The sequence below is a fragment of the Pseudolactococcus raffinolactis NBRC 100932 genome (assembly GCF_001591765.1).
GTDB lineage: Bacteria > Bacillota > Bacilli > Lactobacillales > Streptococcaceae > Pseudolactococcus > Pseudolactococcus raffinolactis.
This window is the reverse complement of the sequence record NZ_BCVN01000034.1, coordinates 1-19,092: the sequence shown is the minus strand read 5'-3', so window position 1 is coordinate 19,092 and position 19,092 is coordinate 1. Positions and strand designations below refer to the sequence as shown.

The 19,092-nt window shown below is 41.1% G+C and carries 17 protein-coding genes and 1 pseudogene; all 18 read right to left on the bottom strand.

Annotated elements, in window-relative coordinates; translation table 11 throughout:
- Nucleotides 1-47: 47 nt before the first annotated feature.
- Nucleotides 48-578 (bottom strand): annotated as a pseudogene (locus tag LRA01S_RS08685) (PTS system mannose/fructose/sorbose family transporter subunit IID); the annotation flags it as partial.
- Complete coding sequence (locus LRA01S_RS08680) at nt 568-1,374, bottom strand: PTS mannose/fructose/sorbose/N-acetylgalactosamine transporter subunit IIC (RefSeq protein WP_061775238.1); 807 nt, start codon at nt 1,372-1,374, stop codon at nt 568-570. The gene LRA01S_RS08680 and the pseudogene LRA01S_RS08685, both read right to left, overlap by 11 nt.
- 145 nt (nt 1,375-1,519) lie before the next feature.
- Nucleotides 1,520-2,002, bottom strand: coding sequence for a PTS N-acetylgalactosamine transporter subunit IIB (agaV, locus tag LRA01S_RS08675; RefSeq protein ID WP_061775237.1), 483 nt, complete (start codon nt 2,000-2,002; stop codon nt 1,520-1,522).
- A 32-nt stretch (nt 2,003-2,034) separates the two neighbouring features.
- Nucleotides 2,035-2,310, bottom strand: coding sequence for a preprotein translocase subunit YajC (yajC, locus tag LRA01S_RS08670; RefSeq protein WP_061775236.1), 276 nt, complete (start codon nt 2,308-2,310; stop codon nt 2,035-2,037).
- A gap of 2 nt (nt 2,311-2,312) precedes the next feature.
- Nucleotides 2,313-2,753 (bottom strand): PTS sugar transporter subunit IIA, encoded by a 441-nt coding sequence (locus tag LRA01S_RS08665; protein ID WP_061775235.1) that lies wholly within the window; start codon nt 2,751-2,753, stop codon nt 2,313-2,315.
- A 356-nt stretch (nt 2,754-3,109) separates the two neighbouring features.
- Entirely contained in the window at nt 3,110-5,725 is a 2,616-nt protein-coding gene (alaS, locus tag LRA01S_RS08660; protein ID WP_061775234.1) for an alanine--tRNA ligase, read from the bottom strand.
- A 28-nt stretch (nt 5,726-5,753) separates the two neighbouring features.
- Nucleotides 5,754-6,254, bottom strand: coding sequence for an LURP-one-related/scramblase family protein (locus LRA01S_RS08655; protein WP_061775233.1), 501 nt, complete (start codon nt 6,252-6,254; stop codon nt 5,754-5,756).
- Nucleotides 6,255-6,496: 242 nt separating this feature from the next.
- Nucleotides 6,497-7,411 (bottom strand): peptidylprolyl isomerase PrsA, encoded by a 915-nt coding sequence (locus LRA01S_RS08650; protein ID WP_163604841.1) that lies wholly within the window; start codon nt 7,409-7,411, stop codon nt 6,497-6,499.
- A 104-nt stretch (nt 7,412-7,515) separates the two neighbouring features.
- Nucleotides 7,516-8,220 (bottom strand): O-methyltransferase, encoded by a 705-nt coding sequence (locus tag LRA01S_RS08645; RefSeq protein WP_061775232.1) that lies wholly within the window; start codon nt 8,218-8,220, stop codon nt 7,516-7,518.
- The gene (gene pepF, locus LRA01S_RS08640; protein WP_061775231.1) at nt 8,213-10,009 is read right to left on the bottom strand and encodes an oligoendopeptidase F; all 1,797 of its coding nucleotides are present in this window, start codon (nt 10,007-10,009) and stop codon (nt 8,213-8,215) included. Before pepF ends, LRA01S_RS08645 begins: the two co-directional genes overlap by 8 nt.
- A 148-nt stretch (nt 10,010-10,157) precedes the next feature.
- Nucleotides 10,158-11,075, bottom strand: a complete 918-nt coding sequence (gene mmuM, locus LRA01S_RS08635) for a homocysteine S-methyltransferase (protein ID WP_061775230.1) — start codon at nt 11,073-11,075, stop codon at nt 10,158-10,160.
- On the bottom strand, nt 11,053-12,444 hold the full coding sequence (locus LRA01S_RS08630; protein WP_373279979.1) for an amino acid permease: 1,392 nt from the start codon (nt 12,442-12,444) through the stop codon (nt 11,053-11,055). Before LRA01S_RS08630 ends, mmuM begins: the two co-directional genes overlap by 23 nt.
- A 171-nt stretch (nt 12,445-12,615) precedes the next feature.
- Nucleotides 12,616-13,605 (bottom strand): competence protein CoiA, encoded by a 990-nt coding sequence (locus tag LRA01S_RS08625; protein WP_061775229.1) that lies wholly within the window; start codon nt 13,603-13,605, stop codon nt 12,616-12,618.
- A 76-nt stretch (nt 13,606-13,681) separates the two neighbouring features.
- Entirely contained in the window at nt 13,682-14,647 is a 966-nt protein-coding gene (locus LRA01S_RS08620) for a Gfo/Idh/MocA family protein (protein WP_061775228.1), read from the bottom strand.
- Nucleotides 14,648-14,778: 131 nt separating this feature from the next.
- Nucleotides 14,779-15,399 (bottom strand): C40 family peptidase, encoded by a 621-nt coding sequence (locus LRA01S_RS08615; protein WP_239519167.1) that lies wholly within the window; start codon nt 15,397-15,399, stop codon nt 14,779-14,781.
- Nucleotides 15,400-15,512: 113 nt separating this feature from the next.
- Nucleotides 15,513-17,183, bottom strand: a complete 1,671-nt coding sequence (locus LRA01S_RS08610; RefSeq protein ID WP_082785433.1) for a formate--tetrahydrofolate ligase — start codon at nt 17,181-17,183, stop codon at nt 15,513-15,515.
- A 180-nt stretch (nt 17,184-17,363) separates the two neighbouring features.
- Nucleotides 17,364-17,852 (bottom strand): MepB family protein, encoded by a 489-nt coding sequence (locus LRA01S_RS08605; protein ID WP_061775226.1) that lies wholly within the window; start codon nt 17,850-17,852, stop codon nt 17,364-17,366.
- A gap of 113 nt (nt 17,853-17,965) precedes the next feature.
- On the bottom strand, nt 17,966-18,943 hold the full coding sequence (locus tag LRA01S_RS08600) for a hypothetical protein (protein ID WP_061775225.1): 978 nt from the start codon (nt 18,941-18,943) through the stop codon (nt 17,966-17,968).
- Nucleotides 18,944-19,092 lie beyond the last annotated feature (149 nt).

Sequence of the window (19,092 nt, the reverse complement as noted above, 5' to 3'; positions counted from 1 at the left end):
AATTCAGATGTTTTTTGCTTGACTCAAGGTGGCTAACTTCATTTTACAATTTGCGTTGTGCCCAGTTTGTAGGACCAGTGCATTAAGTACCAGCGGATGGCAAATTGTGCGATATTGAAGACGAGTAGGAAGATGAATGGCCCGGCAATATTACCGTCAATCGCCATGTTTGAAGTGATACCAGCTGTAATCGGTACGAGTGTGAACCAGAAGAGGGCATCTCCGATACCGCCAAGTGGTCCCATAGCTGCCACACGGACCGCACGAATTGTTGGGATATCTGTTTTATTTTGTTCTAGTGATAGGATAATCCCCATAACAAAGGTTACTAAGAATGGGTGCGTATTAAAGAACTCCAAGTTATGACTCATAGATGCTGCTAAGTCATCTTTATTATCTTTGTGAATTTTTTTCAGCCCTGGCAAAATACCATATAACCAGCCAGCTGCCTGCATTCTTTCATAGTTGAAAGAAGCTTGCAAGAACAAGGAACGCCAAACCATTTTGTTTAATGTTTTTTTATCCAATGGTTCAGATGGTGTTAAATTTTGATAATTATCTGGAATGTTATATGCCATCTTCTTCACCTCCAAAATCACTTTGACTACCTGTTGTTAATTTGAATTTTGCTTGAATTTGATAATCCCAGAAAGCGACTGCAAAGCCGATAAATGCTAGGATAATGAGTGCTGGACCTGATAAGCTTGGTGCAGCCATAACGATGGTTGCCAAACCAAAGCCCATGAAGTAGAAGCCCCACATCTCTTTTGAAACCATTACTTTTAAAAGAATCGCAAAGCCGACATAGCGCATCATACCACCAGCAGCACCGAGGCCACCCATCAACCATTTAGGAATCGTATCTACGACTTGTTGACCAAATGTTGCACCACCGATAAAGAATAATGTCACAACGAGACCAAACAATGCACCAATAGCAGCCATAGCAAGATAGTTAATCTTATCAATTCCTTTTGTGTCAGCCTCATGTGCATAACGGTCTGCGACTGCCATCACTGGTGACATCAAAGAGAAGAGCAAAGTTACGGCATATTGACCCAATAATGAGAATGGAATGGCTGTTGCAACCGCCACAGTTGGTTCCAATTTCAAGGTAATGGCAAGTACTGCTGCCATGATCCCACCAATAACGGCATTAGGTGGTTGAGCTCCCCCAACCGGCATGTTACCGATGGTCATTAATTGATATGTCCCACCGACAATCAGGCCTGTCTGTAAGTCACCCAGAATCAAACCGACAACCATACCAGTAACGATCGGTTGATACAAAGATTCCAAGAAGCTAAACTGATCGATCGCTGCAATGAATGTGATGAGAAAAATGAGTAAAATTTGTAAAATGTTATAATCCATTTTCGTTCCCTCCTATACAATACGTTTAGAGCGTGTTATCACCCTCTAGTATATTCAACATAGCTAAAAGTTAAAGCGAAGATTTAACAACAAAATTTGACGATTTAGCCGTAGGCTGTCGCAATCACTGTTGTCAGAAGGCACCTTAGCTAAACAACTTTTCAGAATCCTCAGCCGCCGTTGTTGGTACTCGGCGAATTTCAAGTTCAACCCCTTTCTCCTTGAGTTCTCTGAATGCTGCAATATCGGTGTCATCAACTGCAACCGTTGTTGCAACTTGTCGTTTTCCTTCAGCCATATGCATATTACCAATATTTAGTTTTTTGATGGGCACGCCACCTCTTACCAGCGTCAAAACGTCTTCTGGATTTTCGCAAATAATGAAAATCTTTTGACGCGGTGCTGCTTTGTGAATGATCTCAATCGTTTTTTCTAAAGTGAAATAACGCGTTTGAACACCTGCTGGTGCTGCCATATCCATCAAGCCTTGACGCGTTTTATCTCCAGCCACCTTGTTATTCGCGACTAAAATCAAGTTAGCACCTAATGTGCCGTTCCATTGTGTTGCAACTTGTCCATGAATTAAGCGATTGTCAATTCTTGTCAATAAAATATTAGGTTCACTCATCTTTTTATCCTCCTAGAGATAGCTTCTATTGCTTAAGCAACAATTTGTGAGATAGCGTAACGTGAGACTTCCATAATGGCACCCGATTTAATTTCAATGTCGAGCGTTTCTTTTCCAACCGTTTTAATCGTGCCAATGATGCCATTAGATAATTGAACTTTTTGACCTACTGCAAGTCCAGTATGTAAGTCTGCAAAATATTTCTTTTGCTTCTTCATTTTTGTAAAACTGAAGAGGTAGTAAATGATGATAAATGCGACAATAAAGCCAATTAAGGTGATTGATGATGCTAAGATTGATTCCCACATAATTAAATCCCCTCTTCCTCGTCAAACGTTTGTGTTTCAGATTCTTGCGGTAATTGTGCATGGACTAAACCAGTTTTCCCTGCTTCTAATGCTGACGCAATAAAATCAATTAAACTCTCCGATCCATAGCGTAGCACCATTGACTCTAACAATATTGGTAAGTTAACACCCGCGATGACTTCAACATCTTCAAATGCTTGCGCTTCAATCATTGCTGTCCGAAACGGTGTCCCGCCCAATAAATCTGAGAAGACAATCACGCCTGAGCACTTTTGACGTAGCGACGACATCGCATCTCGTATATCTTCAGAAAACGTTTCCAAAGGTTTTTCTTCTAAAAAGCACACAGTTTCAAAATTTTCTTGTTGTCCTGCAATCATTTCAAGTGCGCCACCAAGTCCTGTTGCAAAAGAGCCATGCCCCGTCAAGATACATCCAATCATTTCACATTCCTCCTTCGTCATTCTTTCTTTGTTACTGATTACCATGTCAATCAATCACATGATGTTGTTCTTGAGATAATGTTAATGTATCCAATCTTATTCATCATATTTGATTTTCTTTTAACTGGTAACTACCACCATACATCTCATTTATATGTTAACATGTCTTAATGTTAATGTCAATAGTTTTTTAAAAATAAATAAAACGTTTACATTTTTTAGCAAAGTGTCTTAAATTAGGGGCTTTTTTAGCCATTTATTTATCCTTTCTCCCAATAATCTATACTTTAACCGAATATTTGATCAAGAAAAAAACAGCCTCTCGACTGTTTCTCATTATTTAAAATAGATACTACTTACAAATTAGCACCAACATTTTCAAGTAATTCAGCAATACCAGCTGGTTTAGTTCCACCAGCCATGGCCATATCTGGTTTACCACCACCGCGGCCATCAATAAATGGTGCTAGTGCTTTAACTAGATTACCTGCTTTAATGTCGCTTGTTTGGCTTGCAACTAACAGATTTGCTTTCTCACCGATTTGCGCAACAAGCACCAAAACGTCTGAGCTATTTTTTTGTTTCCAAATATCTGCAAGATTACGCAAAGCACCTGCGTCTGTAGCTGTGACCTTGGCTGCAATAAAGCTTGTGCCATTAGCCGTTTGTACATTTTGGAAGATTTCGTCAGACTGGGCTGATGCGATTTTAGCTGACAGGCTTTCGACTTCTTTTTGAGCTGACTTGAGTTCAGCTTGCAAGTTTTCAACTTTAGCAACTGTTTGGCTAGCTTGTGGTGATTTCACCAAGGCTTGCACGTCTTTCAAAATTGCTTCTTGTGCTTTGAAAGCTTCAAAGGCTTGTTGACCAGTAACTGCCATGATACGACGCGTACCAGAACCGATGCCTTCTTCTTTGACAATCTTAAATAATCCGATTTCGCTCGTATTGGCAACGTGCGTACCACCACAAAGCTCAACTGAGTAATCACCGATCGTCACAACACGAACAACCTTACCATATTTTTCGCCAAAGAGCGCCATAGCACCCATTTCTTTAGCGGTTGCAACATCCGTCTCAACGGTCAAGACATCAATGGCGTTCCAGATTTCTTCATTGACTTGACGTTCAATTTCAGCCAATTCGTCAGCTGTCACAGCTGCGAAATGCGTAAAGTCAAAACGTAAAAAGTCGACTTCATTGAGCGAGCCAGCTTGTGTCGCATGCTCTCCCAAGATATTGTGCAAGGCAGCATGGAGCAAGTGAGTTGCCGTATGGTTTTTGATGACACCATTGCGACGTTTTTGGTCGATAGCAAGCGTGTAAACTTCCCCTTCAAAAAGTTCAGTCAAAATCTCAACCGTATGCAAAGGCTGACCGTTCGGCGCTTTCTGCACATCCGTCACGTTCGCGACAACCTCACCTGCAGCATCCTGAATGACACCGTGGTCAGCAACCTGACCACCCATTTCAGCGTAAAACGGTGTTTCAGCAAAGATCACTTGGGCTGTTCCTTTAGCCGTTTTCACGCGCTGATCATCTTGGACAATGGCAGTCAGTCTTGACGCAAGCGTTTTTTCTGTATAAGAGAAAGTTGACGCATCCTCTAGGGCAGTCAAAACTTCTGACTGTTTATTCATCGAGCCACCTTTAACGACTGCTGCACGCGCACGGTCTTGTTGGGCTTTCATGGCAGCTTCGAAGCCAGCATGGTCGATGGTGAAGCCAGCATCTTCTGCCAACTCCTCTGTCAGTTCAACTGGGAAACCGTAAGTATCGTAGAGTTTGAAGATATCAGCACCGTCAAGTGTTGTTTTGTTTGCCGTTTTTAGTTTACCGATAACTTCGTCAAAGAGTTTGCTCCCCGCATCAATCGTCCGCGCAAAAGTTTCCTCTTCACGTTTGACAATTTTTTCGATGAACTCACGCTTTTCCAAAACTTCTGGATAGTAAGATTGCATGATTTCGCCAACGATTTTAACGAGTTTATACAAGAAAGTATCTGTGATGCCAAGTTTACGACCATGCATGACAGCACGACGCAAGAGACGACGCAAGACATAGCCACGACCTTCATTACCTGGTAAGGCCCCATCGCCGATAGCAAATGAAAGTGAGCGAATGTGGTCAGCGATGACCTTAAAGCTCATGTTATCCCCGTAAGGATCGTAAGTTTTACCAGACAATTGCTCAATTTGACGGATGATTGGCATGAACAAGTCTGTCTCAAAGTTAGTGTGAGCTCCTTGAATGACCGCAACCATCCGTTCAAGTCCCATACCCGTATCAATATTTTTATGCGGTAGTTCTTTATATTCACTACGAGGCACGCTTGGATCTGCGTTAAATTGACTCAGGACAATGTTCCAGATTTCAATATAACGGTCATTTTCGATGTCTTCAGCCAGTAATTTAAGCCCAACATTTTCAGGGTCGAAAGCTTCGCCACGGTCGAAGAAAATTTCAGTATCCGGACCACTTGGACCAGCACCAATTTCCCAGAAGTTATCTTCGATTGGAATCAAGTGATCAGGTGACACCCCAACTTCAATCCAACGGTTGTATGAGTCTTGATCAGCTGGATAGTACGTCATGTAGAGTTTTTCTACTGGAAAGCCATACCACTCAGGACTTGTTAGGAGTTCAAAGCCCCATTCGATGGCCTCTTTACGGAAATAGTCACCGATTGAGAAGTTACCCAACATTTCAAACATAGTATGGTGACGCGCCGTTTTTCCGACATTTTCAATATCGTTAGTCCGGATAGCTTTTTGGGCATTAGTAATCCGTGGATTTTCAGGAATTACTGATCCGTCAAAATATTTTTTAAGTGTCGCAACACCTGAGTTGATCCAAAGTAGTGTTGGATCATTGACAGGAACCAAGCTAACAGATGGTTCGATCGTATGTCCTTTTGATTTGAAGAAATCAAGGAACATTTGGCGTACTTCTTGTGAGGTCATTTTTTTCATGTGAGGTTATATTTTCTTTCTATTTCTATTAACTTGCTGAAGATGAAGCATTAGATCTTGCCTGTTGTGCTTTAACATAGTCGATGGCGATGACTAAAGAAATCACAGCATCTGCATATTGATCATCGAAAACATCAATATCATAAGTAGAGTTAATTTTTAGCCATCTCTGAGAAATTTGTGCCACCGGCACACTATTATGGCGGAGTTCAAACTCCATGTCCCAGAAATTTCCTTGCACTTCTAACCCGAAATGTTCAATCTGATAACGGGGTCTAATGAAGGAGAATTTTTTGGCAATTCGGAAAGCTGAACCATCTGCCATGGTCACATCGAACTTAGGAAAAATTTGAAACAGAACTTTCTTGATGCGAGAGACTTGTGCGCCATCAGGTTTTGTAATGGTAAACTGTTTAGGAATTTTCATAAAGCTACCTTGGACATAGTAAGCCAAGTTCCCAGCATTATCCATAATTTTAAATTTGCCACCGAGTGACCAGAATTTTTGTTTGATTTGATATTGTACCATGTCAACACCTCCTAAAGTATGTGATGCTTTTAACAATAATTCAATAAAATACTCCACCGTAAGCAAGGGGCGCTTCAACGCGGTACCACCCTCATTCACGATAAAGTATCGTCTCAAGTTGTTTGATAGAGCAGGCGTCTCTGCTATCCTCAATTTTGTAGAAAAAGAGGAAATACTATGCACTTACCAAGTTTGACCGCTTTCACCACCGCTGTCTCTCTGTATCACTTGATTAATTATTTTTATTTAGACTTAGATGAAGAAGAACTTGTCACGGCTGCTTCATAAGAAGAAAAAATGTTTGAAAACTCTTTTGGTTTCACTTTGACATTATAGTCTTTCAAGTAGCTCGCAATAATGCCATTCACAAAAGTGGCATCATTTTGTTTATTCGTTGTGATGATGGTTTTAAGTTCTTTTTTATATTTTTTCCAATCAGTGCCTTTATCAGCGTTCTTAATCATTTTCACAACATAGAAAGAAGCGGCACCAGTTTGAGCATTGCTGACCTTAATCGGCTCAGTAGATGCTTCGCCATCTTTCAATTTGAAGGCTGCCGTTTTAACTTCGTCTGGAATTTGCGTGTTAGATGAATCAAATTTCATCTCGCTCTTCTTATCTTGTGCAGTTTTATCAAATGCAGCCGCATCATTTTTAGCATCTTCTACTAATTTTTTAGCTGCATCTTCCGATGTTTCTGATAAAACATAAGCTTCAACTGTTGGATGATAAGCTTCAAAGGCTGCTTTATACTCAGCATCTGTAAACTTGATTTTGCTCGTTACGACTTCTTTTAACAAAAGTTGTGAGCGGATAGACGTTTTATAAGAGCTTTCCGTGTAACCAGCTTGCTGTAAAGCAGCTGCAAAATTCGAACCAAGTGATGTTTTTTGGGCATCAAACTCTGCATTTACTGCTTTATCCGATACTTTTTTACCAAATTCTTTTTCAAAAATTTTGTTGAACGTCATGTTTTGCAACAAAGTCGCTGTCCCTGTTGATGGGTATTCTTTTGCTTCTTTATACAAATCAGAAACACGAATTGTGTCACCTTTCATCGTCACGATGTCAGAGTTGGCACCATCTTTACCACATGCTGCAAGTGTAACAGCTGCAAATCCTGTTACTGCGACTAAACCAATTTTTTTTAAATTCAAAATATTAATACCTTCCATATCTTTATAATACTGATTCATATTTGTTAAAGTCAAGCCTCAACAACCTTCACCATTATACCATAATTTCTGATAGAAACCTTAAATTAAACTAAATCAATCTGATTGGCTTTTTTTCGAATCATCAACAGGCCATCTCCTAGTGGTACAAGTGTCGCTGTCAAGTCTGGATGTGTCAAGGTCGCATCAAACAGCTTGTGCAAACCACGATAGATGCCACGCTGATTTCGCTTAACTTCTTCGATTGGCTTAGCAACATCGCCACCTTGAAAGACATCATCAATCACGACAACGCCTCCAACCGACAGACGCTTCAAAATTTCCGGTAAGAAAACGATATATTTTGACTTGGCCGAATCCATAAAAGCAAAGTCATACCCATCAGGCAAGGCAGAAAGGACATCAATTGCATCACCCTCAATCACTTCGATTTGCTGGGCTGTATCATATTTAGCCAAGTTTTCACGCGCCAGAGCTGCCATTTCTGGATTCCGTTCAATGGTTGTGATCTTAGCATCTGGTGAGGCTTGCGCCATTAAAAGAGCAGAAAAGCCAATCGCTGTCCCAACTTCAAGAATTTTCTTGGGTTGGAGTGCCTGTAATAAAAATTGGAAGTAAACCACCGTTTCATGCGGGATAACCGGAATGTTTTCTGCATGGGCAAAGGTTTCAACCTCAGCTAAAAAGCCTGTCAAAGCTTTTTGCTCTCCCCGCATCAAGCCGACGATTTCTGGCTTGACGATTGGTCTACGCATATTATGATTGGAATATTCGTTGTAACTCTTAACCATGTTTCGCCACCAATGCTTCTAATTCTGTCAAGCGTTTTTCAAAAACTGCAAAAGCAGCAGTAAGATAATCAGCTGACGTCATATCAACACCTGCTTTGGCAATGACATTTAGCGGATAGTCTGACGAACCAGCTCGCAAGTAATTCAGATAGTCTGCCTTATCTTGCTCAGTTCCATTCACGATTTTATCTGCCAAGGCAGATGCTGCTGCAAAACCTGTCGCATATTGGAAAACATAGTAATTGTAGTAGAAATGTGGGATTCTAGCCCATTCGTACTGGATTTCTGGGTTATCACTTGCAGCTAGGCCGTAATATTTTTCATTTAACTCGGCGTATTGTTGGTTTAAGAACTCGCTGGTTAAGACGGTTCCTGCAGCATCTGCCTCATGAATGGCATGCTCGAACTCAGCAAACTGCGTTTGTCTAAAGACAGTGCCTCTAAAGCCATCCAAGAAGTGGTTGAGCACCGCGAATCTCGTCTCATCATCCTCAACATCATGGAGCAAGGTTTCTGTGAGGATATTTTCATTAGTTGTCGAAGCTATTTCAGCGAGGAAGATGCTGTAGTCACCGTAGACATAAGGCTGGCTTTCGCGGGTAAAGCTACTATGCATGCTATGGCCCATCTCGTGCACCAAAGTAAAGAGATTATCTAGCGTATCCTGCCAGTTGAGAAGCATGAAGGCGTTGGTATCATACGAACCGCCTGAATAGGCACCTGAGCGCTTGCCTTTATTTTCCTGAACATCAATCCAATTTTCTTCAAAGCTACGTTTAACCTTTTCCAGATAATCTGGACCGAAAATCGCAAGTGTACCTTGCGTTTTAGCAACTGCCTCTTCATAGGTAAAGTTATAATCTGTCGTTGACAAAGGGGCATAGACATCATACATTTTCAGGTCATCAATTTTCAGGATATCAGAGCGCAGTTGGATGTAACGGTGAAGCAAAGGCAGGTGGTCATTAACCGCTTGAACTAAAGTGTCATAGACCGCTTCTGGGATGTGGTTACTAGACAAAGCCGCTTCACGTGCTGAGTGATAATGGCGTGTTTTAGCTGTGAAGTTATGGACTTTGACGTTAGTTTGTAGCGTCTTGGCATAGGTATGCTGATATTGTTCATAGATGCTATAGAGTGCTTGATAGGCCGCTTTTCTGACCTCACGATTCGATGACTCCATGAATGAAATATAGTTACCATGTGACAGCTGTACGTCTTGACCTTGCGCATCCCTAATCGTTGGAAAGACGATATCTGCATTATCTAAAATTTCAAAGGTTTCAGCACCTGCACCAAAAATCTCTGATGCACCAGCTAGTAAGGCTTCTTCTGCGCTTGACAAAACGTGGGCTTTTCTATCAAACAACTGCTCAAAGAAGTGTCCATAAGTTTGTAATTTAGGGTGATCAATGACAAACTGTGCAAACCTTTCTTGCGACAAAGTCATAAACTCAGGTTCATAGAAGGCAAAAACTTCACTAAATTTAGCATAGAGCGCTGTTACTTTTGCTTGATATTCTTGATAAAGACTAACCGTTGTATCCTGGTCATTTTTCATTGACGCATAGACATAGAGCTTTTCTACCCGTTGCATGAGCGCCAACTCCGTATCAGTCACTGCTAATAAATTTTCTGCAGAATCTGTCAGGGTACCAGCTAAGTTTCTAGCATCCTCTAGTGCAGTTAAAACCTCTGCGAGTTCCGCTTCAAAAGCCTCATCTGTTGCAAAAATTGTCGTCAGATCCCATTTATATTTTTCATCAATTGCTTCACGTTTTTTTACCATCGTAACTCCTATCCAGTTTATCTAGCGACCTCATATCAGACGCATATTCCCTACTATTTTATCATAAAATCACATGAGATTCACCGTCACAGCCTTTTTTAGTACGATAATAAAAAACAGCTCCCAATTCGGACACTGTGCGTTCATACTATTTGACTTGGCAAAATGTTCTAGCTAATCTTGCAATGTCCTCTGCTGTCGAACAACAGCAACCTCCAATTAACTTAGCACCCTTTTGGTGCCAGCACTTAGCATCTGTGGAGAAAACCTGTTCGACACTGATTTCCTCTGACCAAGTTTTAGAGACAGCATCAAAGATAGCTCCTGAATTTGGGTAGGCGACTAGCGGTTTAGTCGCTGCCACAGACAAAGTTTCAATGACTGGCACCACTAGCTGAGGGCTGACACAATTAATCCCATAGGCAATGACGTTCTGATCCTGCTCAACAAGCTGCTGAAAGTCCGCCAAGTTGTCACCATTTGCCAAATGCGCGGTGTCTTTTAAGGAGACGCTGACCCAGACTGGAAAGTTTATGGCCGAGACGATGTCTAAAATCACGCGCAGCTCATCCAATCTCGGGATGGTCTCAATAGCTAGGACATCTACGCCCGAGGCAATCAAGGTCTTGATGCGACTTTCGTGAAAGGTCTTCATATCAGGAGACGAGAGTTGATAAGCACCGGTATATTCAGAACCATCTGATAAGTAAGCACCGTAAGGACCGATAGAGCCTGCAAGCCATTTGGCTTGGTCGCCTTTGCTGTCTTGCTTGGCCTTTTGAGCCAAGGTGACACTGTGCTTGATAAAGTCAATGGCCTGTTCTTCTGAATATCCGACATCCGCAAAACTCTTGACGGTTGCTTGATAGCTAGCGGTAATGGCGACGTTAGCACCTGCGTCAAAATACTGTTTGTGAACCTGATAAACGGCCTCTGGCTGATCAATCAAGGCCAAAGCCGTCCACAGACGATGGTTAATCTCAAGGCCCTGTTCTTCGAGCAATCGAGACATGGAGCCGTCAAGGATCACCACGTCCTGATCCTTAATCCACTGTTGAAATCTCATAGTTACTCCTTTTTTGTTTCCGATAAAATAGTTGATAAACGAGCGTTGTTAAAATTGTAAAGGGAATTCCAAAATACAAGGCAATCCGTTGATTGGGATCAAAATAGATACCGATCAATGAAATGGCGCATAAGATAATGACGAGCCAAGGCACAAGAGGATAACCCGGCGTCTGATACTTGAGTTCAGACAGTTGATGCTGCTTGATGAATGCTTTTCTAAATTGCAGTTGGCTAATGCCGATAGACAACCAGACAGCCACCACAGCAAAACCAGAAATGGAGACGAGTGCTAAATATACCGTATCCTCAGCATAGATACTTGAAAACAGAGATAGCAAGCCACCCGCAAGTGTCAAGATGAGCCCATTGACTGGTAAACCATTCTTGGATAAACGTGAAAAAGTTTTAGGCAGAGTCCCATCTTCAGCCAGCGACCAAAGCATGCGACTAGCTGCGTAGAGTCCTGAATTAGCCCCAGATAGAATAGCGATAAAAATAATGAAGTTCATGATATCACTAGCAAAGGGAATCCCTAAGTTTTGTAAAATAAGGACAAATGGACTTTCAATCAGGGCTTTGGAATTAGCCGGAATGAGTGCACCAATAACAACAATCGTCCCAATGAATAAGGTCACTAATAAAAATAAGGTTCGCTTGATGGCTTTGGGTATATTTTTCTCTGGCTCACTAGTTTCCCCAGCCGCAACCCCAATCAGCTCTGTCCCACTAAAGGCAAAGTTGGCTGACAGTAAAACGATAAAGACAGCCCCGAAGCCATGCGGAAAGATCCCATTAGCTGTCAAATTGTGAAATAAAGGTGCACGCGTCGCATGAACGGGCAAGACACCCGTAATGGCAGTAATCCCTAGAATCACAAAAATACCGAGGGCCACCACCTTAATCAAGGACAGCCAAAATTCACTCACTGAGAAAATTTTAACGTCCAAAACATTCAAGAGTAAGATAATCCCAGAAAAAATGGCACACCAAATCCAAATCGGAATTTGCGGAAACCATTTTTGTAGCGTGATCCCCATGGTGATAAATTGTGAACCTAAAGCGACCGTCCAAGTCAGCCAATAGAGCCAAGCAACCGTAAAGCCAACACTAGGATGGATATACTTTGACGCATACATATGCAAGGAAGACGTGTTAGGATGTTGGACAGATAGTTCCCCTAGACACATCATCACAAGCGTGGCAAGCGCAGCTCCAATCAGATAAGCGATGATCGTGCCAATCGCCCCCGCCTCCTGAATCAAGTAGCCAGAACTCAGAAAAATCCCAGTCCCGATCACCCCACCCAAAGAAAGTGTCACCAAATGTTTGCTACTCATTTTTCTCATAAAATGGTTGTCAGTTTTCAATAATGAGTTCTCCCTTTGTTGTTTAATAGAAATCTAAAACCTGATTTTTAAAGACTTACTCACAAAATCAACCAAAAATAATTTTGTCAGTCTATTCCCAAAATACATTGCATTTTCTTAGTATAACATCAAACTACAGGTCCTCGTCTTACCGAAAAACTATGACGGTCTTCAGCTTTTACAATCTCCATCACCTGTCTCAGCCCTAGCATAAAATCCCGGCGGATAAACCCCATCATCCTGCGGATAAGCCAGAAAATGGTGATAATAGCGACTGATATCGCTTGTAATTTGACAAAAGTCAGGCTCGACAACGCCTTCGAACTGATGCGTTAAGAGATTCAAGCCAATCGGATATAACTTAATAGGGAAGTTTTTGAACGTCATCAAATTTTGCCCATTCTGATAATACTTTTCTTGAATTTTCAACCATTTGGGATTCTGATAATAAAGCTGAGACCTGATAAATGCTGGAATATCTTGCGATAACTGGTCAGTCAATTTGGCTGAGCTTGCCGCAAATGGCGTTCGAAGCACCTCAAGTAAATTCCCTACATCGAAGGAAAATTCACGCTGTAAATAATGCAAACGCCCTATTAAATCTTCATGGCACAGATAGTTGAGGCGGATTTTTTCACGCTGCAAATCCAACTCCCAATAGTAAAAACCAGCATTCTGGGTTAAATAGAGTAACTGTTGCTTGAGTTGCGTCAAATGCTGACCCAACCATAAATCCTTTCCCATGAGCCAGAGGACGGTGTAGCCATGAGCTCGATAGGTTTCTGTCCGCTCACGCAGTCTCTGAATAGACAGGTGACTGCATTGAATTTCAATCGCAATCGTTTCATTAACCAGTAAGTCAGGCGTCTGCTGTAACTCAGGTAAAAAATGCTCGATTTTGACCTGCTCTGTTTGCTTGAACCAGTGATATAAACGTTTTTTTAAGGTTAAGTGCTGCAGGCTTTCGTTCTCCGAATAATATTGACAGGCTGCTAAATTTACGTGAGCAAAATGGGGCATTTTTACATGACCATTTTTCAAGCGTACCTGACTTTTGCAAGCAGGACAACGCAAAAATTGACCTACCAATTCAGTAAGGTCCGACTTGCTAAATTCTAGTAAATTGATGATTTGTTCTGCTTCATTCACTGCAACTAGCATTATCACCTCCTACTTTCTTATACGAAAAAAATCCGTGATTGCTCACAGATTTTTTTATCCATTACTTGATATGTTATTAGCTTACTTGCCAAGATTGATATAAACCATCCATAATCTTAACACCCGACAGTGTCATCTCTTTTGTCATCTTCGGACTGAGACGTTCTCCTGAAAGGATAAGCTCATTAACGTGTTGAACTTCGTAGACAAAATCACTCTCAAAATCAGCGTTGAGTTGGCGTTTGATGCCGCCATCTGCAAATCGGACGATTGCAGTTTTAGCACGCCAAAATTCTGGAATAATGAGTTTTCCTTTTGTCCCTTGGATCGTCATGACTTTATCCAATCCTACTTTAGTCGTCAAAAAGATGTTAATCAAGACACCGTTATCAAGTTTTAACAGCACTTTGGCCTGTGTATCTGATTCACCACTTTGCATATCGGCAATACCTGAAAAATCTATGATCTTAGCATCGAAAATATACTGTAGGTAGCTGATCGCATATGGCAACATGAAGTGTACAGTGCCACCCCCAGATTCAAGGTCGTTAAACCAGCTGATGTGGTCAATACTGGCATATGCTGTCACACTGTCAACAGCTAAGATATCACCGATTTCATCAGACTGCACAACTTCTTTGACCATTTGTGTTACTGGTAAGAAGACTGATTTTTGTGCTTCCATCAAAAATAGATTTTTCTCACGCGCCAGCTCAAAAAGTTCCTCTGCTTCAGCTAAAGTCAGCGTAAACGGCTTTTCTAGTAAAACATTTTTCCCTGCCAATAGGGCTTGCTTGGCTTCTGGAAAATGTCCTTTATTATAGGTCGCAATATAAATAACATCCAGCTCTGGGTCTGCATAAAGTTCAGCATGGCTACCATAGGCTTTAGGAATATTATGTTTCATTGCAAATGCTTGTGCCGCTTCCAAGGTACGGCTCGATACCGCAGCTACTTCACCATTATCCGTTAAGCGAACACCATCTATGAATCTAGGCACAACTTGTGCAGTAGATACAATACCATATTTTACTTTTTTCATGCTTATATTGTATCATAAAAAAACGTAAACATTATTAAAAAAACTTTCAATTTGTGATGTTTTTTTATTTTATATAACAAAAAGCATCTGCTGTCGCAAATGCTAGATACAATTGATATATTTGAAAGATATCAGAGACGTAAGGCGAAATCTGCGGGCATGGTTGCAAGTGATGAAACGCTCACCACATCACCTGGTTGTGGGGCATGGATAAATTGACCGTTGCCAAGATAAATGCCGACATGGTTGCCACCGAAGAAAACGAGGACATCGTCAACTTGTGCATCAGTAGCTGAAATTTGCTGACCAGTTGCCATTTGCGCCCAAGTTGTGCGACCTATTTCTTGACCCAATGCTTCACGGTAAACGTAAGAGGTAAAACCAGAACAGTCAAAGCCATCAGGTGTTGTACCACCATAAACATATGGTACACCTTGATAGCGATTTGCCGTTTCGATAATTTTTTCTTCCCGTGTTTTAACTGGCGCAGGTGGTGGCACTGCTGCTTTTTCTGCTTCAGGCGATTGTTTTTGAACAGTTGCTTGCACTTTTTCAACCGCTTGGGGAACATGATGCGCAAGTCCCATAAAGTAATCTAGATTAAGGTTTGTTTGTTGACCCGTCACGATATTTTGGAGGTTTAATTGAGGTTTTGTTATCTCATCAGCTTTAGCAGATAAGCTAAATCCAGCTGATATCAGCATAAAAGTCGTTATGATTAATTTAATTTTGTTATTTCTTTTTTTCAACATAAGTAGCATTGTACCACAAAAAAACGCCCTAAAAGGCGTTTTCACCATCTCTTAACCGACTTGTCAAATTGTCATGATCCTGACAAAGCTGTCATCAAATCGTTATTTTTAAATCAGAATAATCCAGAAATATGACCAGCACTGTCCACATCCATATTAAGGGCTGCCGGTTTCTTCGGCAAACCAGGCATGGTCATGATATCCCCTGTCAATGCAACAATAAAGCCAGCACCGAGTTTGGGAACAAGTTCCCGAATGGTGATATCAAAGCCTTCTGGTGCCCCTAATAAATTTTGGTCGTCAGAAAAACTATACTGCGTTTTGGCCATACAAATCGGCAGCTTATCCCACCCATTGCTTTCAAACGTCGCGATTTGAGTTTGTGCTTTTTTGGTCATGGTAACAGAAGCACCACCGTATATTTTGGTCACGATCGTTTCAATCTTTTCAGGAATTGATGCTTCTAAGTCATATAAATAACGAAAATCAGACGTTTTTTCAGTTGCTTTGACAACTTTTCCAGCCAAATCTAAACCGCCAGCACCACCTTTAGACCAAACTTGGGTGAGTGAAAAGTCGACATTTTTAGCAGTTAATAATGCTGAAAGGGCAGCGATTTCTTCTGCCGTATCAGTTACAAACTCATTAATCGCGACAACTACCGGCAAACCATAGCCTTGGATATTATCAATATGTCGATTCAGATTTGCAAAGCCTTCTCGTAGCGCAGACGTATTTTCCGCAGCCAAGTCAGCTTTTGCCACACCACCGTTCATTTTGAGGGCACGGACGGTAGCGACGATGACAACTGCATCGGGATTTTTGGGGAGTTCACGTGTTTTAATGTCGAGGAACTTCTCGCCGCCAAGGTCAGCGCCAAAACCTGCTTCAGTAACGGTGAAATCCGCTGCTTTCAGGGCCGCTGTCGTCGCAAGGACACTGTTACAGCCGTGAGCGATATTGGCAAATGGTCCACCGTGAACAAAGGCTGGTGTGCCTTCAATCGTTTGTACGAGGTTGGGTTTGAGGGCGTCTTTAAGCAAAACTGTAATCGCGCCTTGAATTTCAAGGTCACCGACTGTCACTGGTTTACGGTCGTAAGTGTAGGCCACAACGATTCTAGCTAGACGTGCTTTAAGGTTGTCGATTGAGGTCGCCAAGCAGAAAACAGCCATGATTTCACTGGCAACGGTAATGTCAAATCCATCTTCACGTGGGACACCGTTCATCGGTGAGCCAAGGCCAGCGATAATCTGACGCAGTTCCCGGTCATTAAGATCGACCACGCGTTTCCAGATAACACGACGTGGATCAATATTGAGCGCGTTGCCTTGATGAATGTGGTTGTCTAGTAGCGCTGCGATGGCATTATTAGCCGTCGTAATGGCATGTAAGTCCCCTGTAAAATGGAGGTTAATGTCTTCCATCGGTAAAACTTGAGCATAGCCACCACCTGCAGCCCCACCTTTGATGCCCATAACTGGGCCAAGAGACGGTTCTCTCAAGGCAACCATGGCTTGATGGCCGAGTTGATTGAGCGCATCTCCTAAGCCAATCGTGACGGTTGATTTACCTTCACCTGCAGGTGTTGGATTGATGGCAGTGACTAGTATCAATTTACCATTATCATTTTTTTGCAACTTATCGAGTGCTTCAAAGGTAATTTTAGCCTTATATTTGCCGTATTGCTCAATATCATCACTTGAAATACCAGCTTTGGCAGCAATGTCCGTAATGGCTTTCATAGGTGATGCTTGAGCGATTTCAATATCAGATTTTACCACGATGCGTCTCCAATTTCTTCATTAGTACCTTATATTATATCAAAAAACGCTCAGATTTCCTTCGTTTGCTTCTATTTACTTCTGATAACAGATCCAACGTTCGGCTTTTGTTATGTTTTTTTATTTCTTTATCGCTTTTTCAAACTTTTATTATCAAAAACTGTCTTATCAAATTACAAATCAAGAAAAATACAAGTTTTTTAAGATATGACCGTCAACTTCATAACTCAGGTCAATAAAATAAGGAACTTGCCAATTCTGTGTTTTTTGAGCTGAGGAGTTTAAGTCCTTGACCCAACTTGGATAAACTCTACATGCCATTTTACCTGTCACATGTGGACCGCTAAGGATACCTTTTTCAAGAAGGACTGATTTTGGAAAAATAAATTGGCCTTTTTGGTGACCGTCGATCACAGAAATAATGAGTTTATCTGGACTAGACGCAAAATCGTAGGGCTGATTTTGATCATTTGCGTCTTTCACCCAAAAAACGACAAAATAACCTTTTTTCTTAGGTGTTAACTTGGCGAGTCTGCTCCTATAGTGATGACCATTTATCTTAAAACGGGCACCTTCGTAAGTTGCATTTTGGTGTTCTCGTGTCATTTTTTGGATACTTAGATCATCAAAATAGGCGAGTAGGCCATTGATTAAATTGATAGATTTCATTAGTTACCTCGGACTCATCTTACCAAAAAAAGATTAGCTTGTCGAAAACAAAAAAGATCCTGTCGTTTTTAACGTCATGATCTTAGTTTAGAATCTGTAGATTTAGTGAACCTTTATGACACTTTATTTTGCATGTCGAAGGTACCAATTTCTGTTGCTTGCTGTCCTATTTCATCTACAATGTTGACTTGTATCTTATAAACGGATGTCTTATCTAAGACACTCATGTCAAAGGACAGTTTGAATTGGGTTTTATCACCTTCCGGCTTAGTCGTGAAACTTGGTGTTTTAATCTTAACACCATCTTTATAAATCTCCAGATCAGGCATGGCTTCTGCTTTAACTGGAATCGTAAACGCAACGGTTGTTTGGAGTGCATCACTATCAGCTTTAATATCCTCAATGTTGTTCACTTGTGTTATCTGTGGCTTACCTGTTTGCCTTAATGGCTGGTAGGTAATATCAAAGCGCCATTCCCCGTCATATTGTAATGCTGTCGGCACTGTAAATGAACTGCCCGCTTCTGATACATTAGCTTCTGCCTCTGCTGTGCGACGTTCATCCCAATCTTCCCATGATAACTGCGAAATTTGCAACGTCAAGTTAGTATCATCTGGCAGTTTTTTTGAATCATAGGTAAAGTTAACCGTACCGTAAAATGTATCCCCTTCAATCCGGAAAGTTGAAAATGAGAAACCGCCACCAACAAGATCATTTGACTTATCGCTGTCAGCAAAAAGTGAAAAGCGAATACTTTGATAGTTTGATCCTGCAGCAAGCTGTTTATTTAACAATTCTTTCAATCTCTCATCGTCGAGCTTAAATTGATAATCAAAAATAAATTTCTTTTTCGTAGCCATAAATTTTGTCAATCTAATCTCACGACCATTTTGCATGCTCATCAAATCGAGTTTGGCTGGTGTTAAATTTTCTTCAACCTTTGCCATATTATCAGATTTACAATCTTTAGTTTCCTTTTTAAGGTTAGTTTCATACACTGCAATCAGAACGATCGCAACAATAATCGCTAAAGCAGTTAGCACTTTATATATATTATGTTTCTTGTTATCTTGTTTGATTTTTTGACTCATAACTTTACCTTCCGTTATTAAAATGTTTTCAGACCAAGCTAAGCTCATCTTAACACGATTGATTATTAGTGTCAATTATATGAGATGTTATGTGTTTTTTAATAATTCGTTTAAATTTATCATTATTTCCCTTTTCTTACAACACTTTA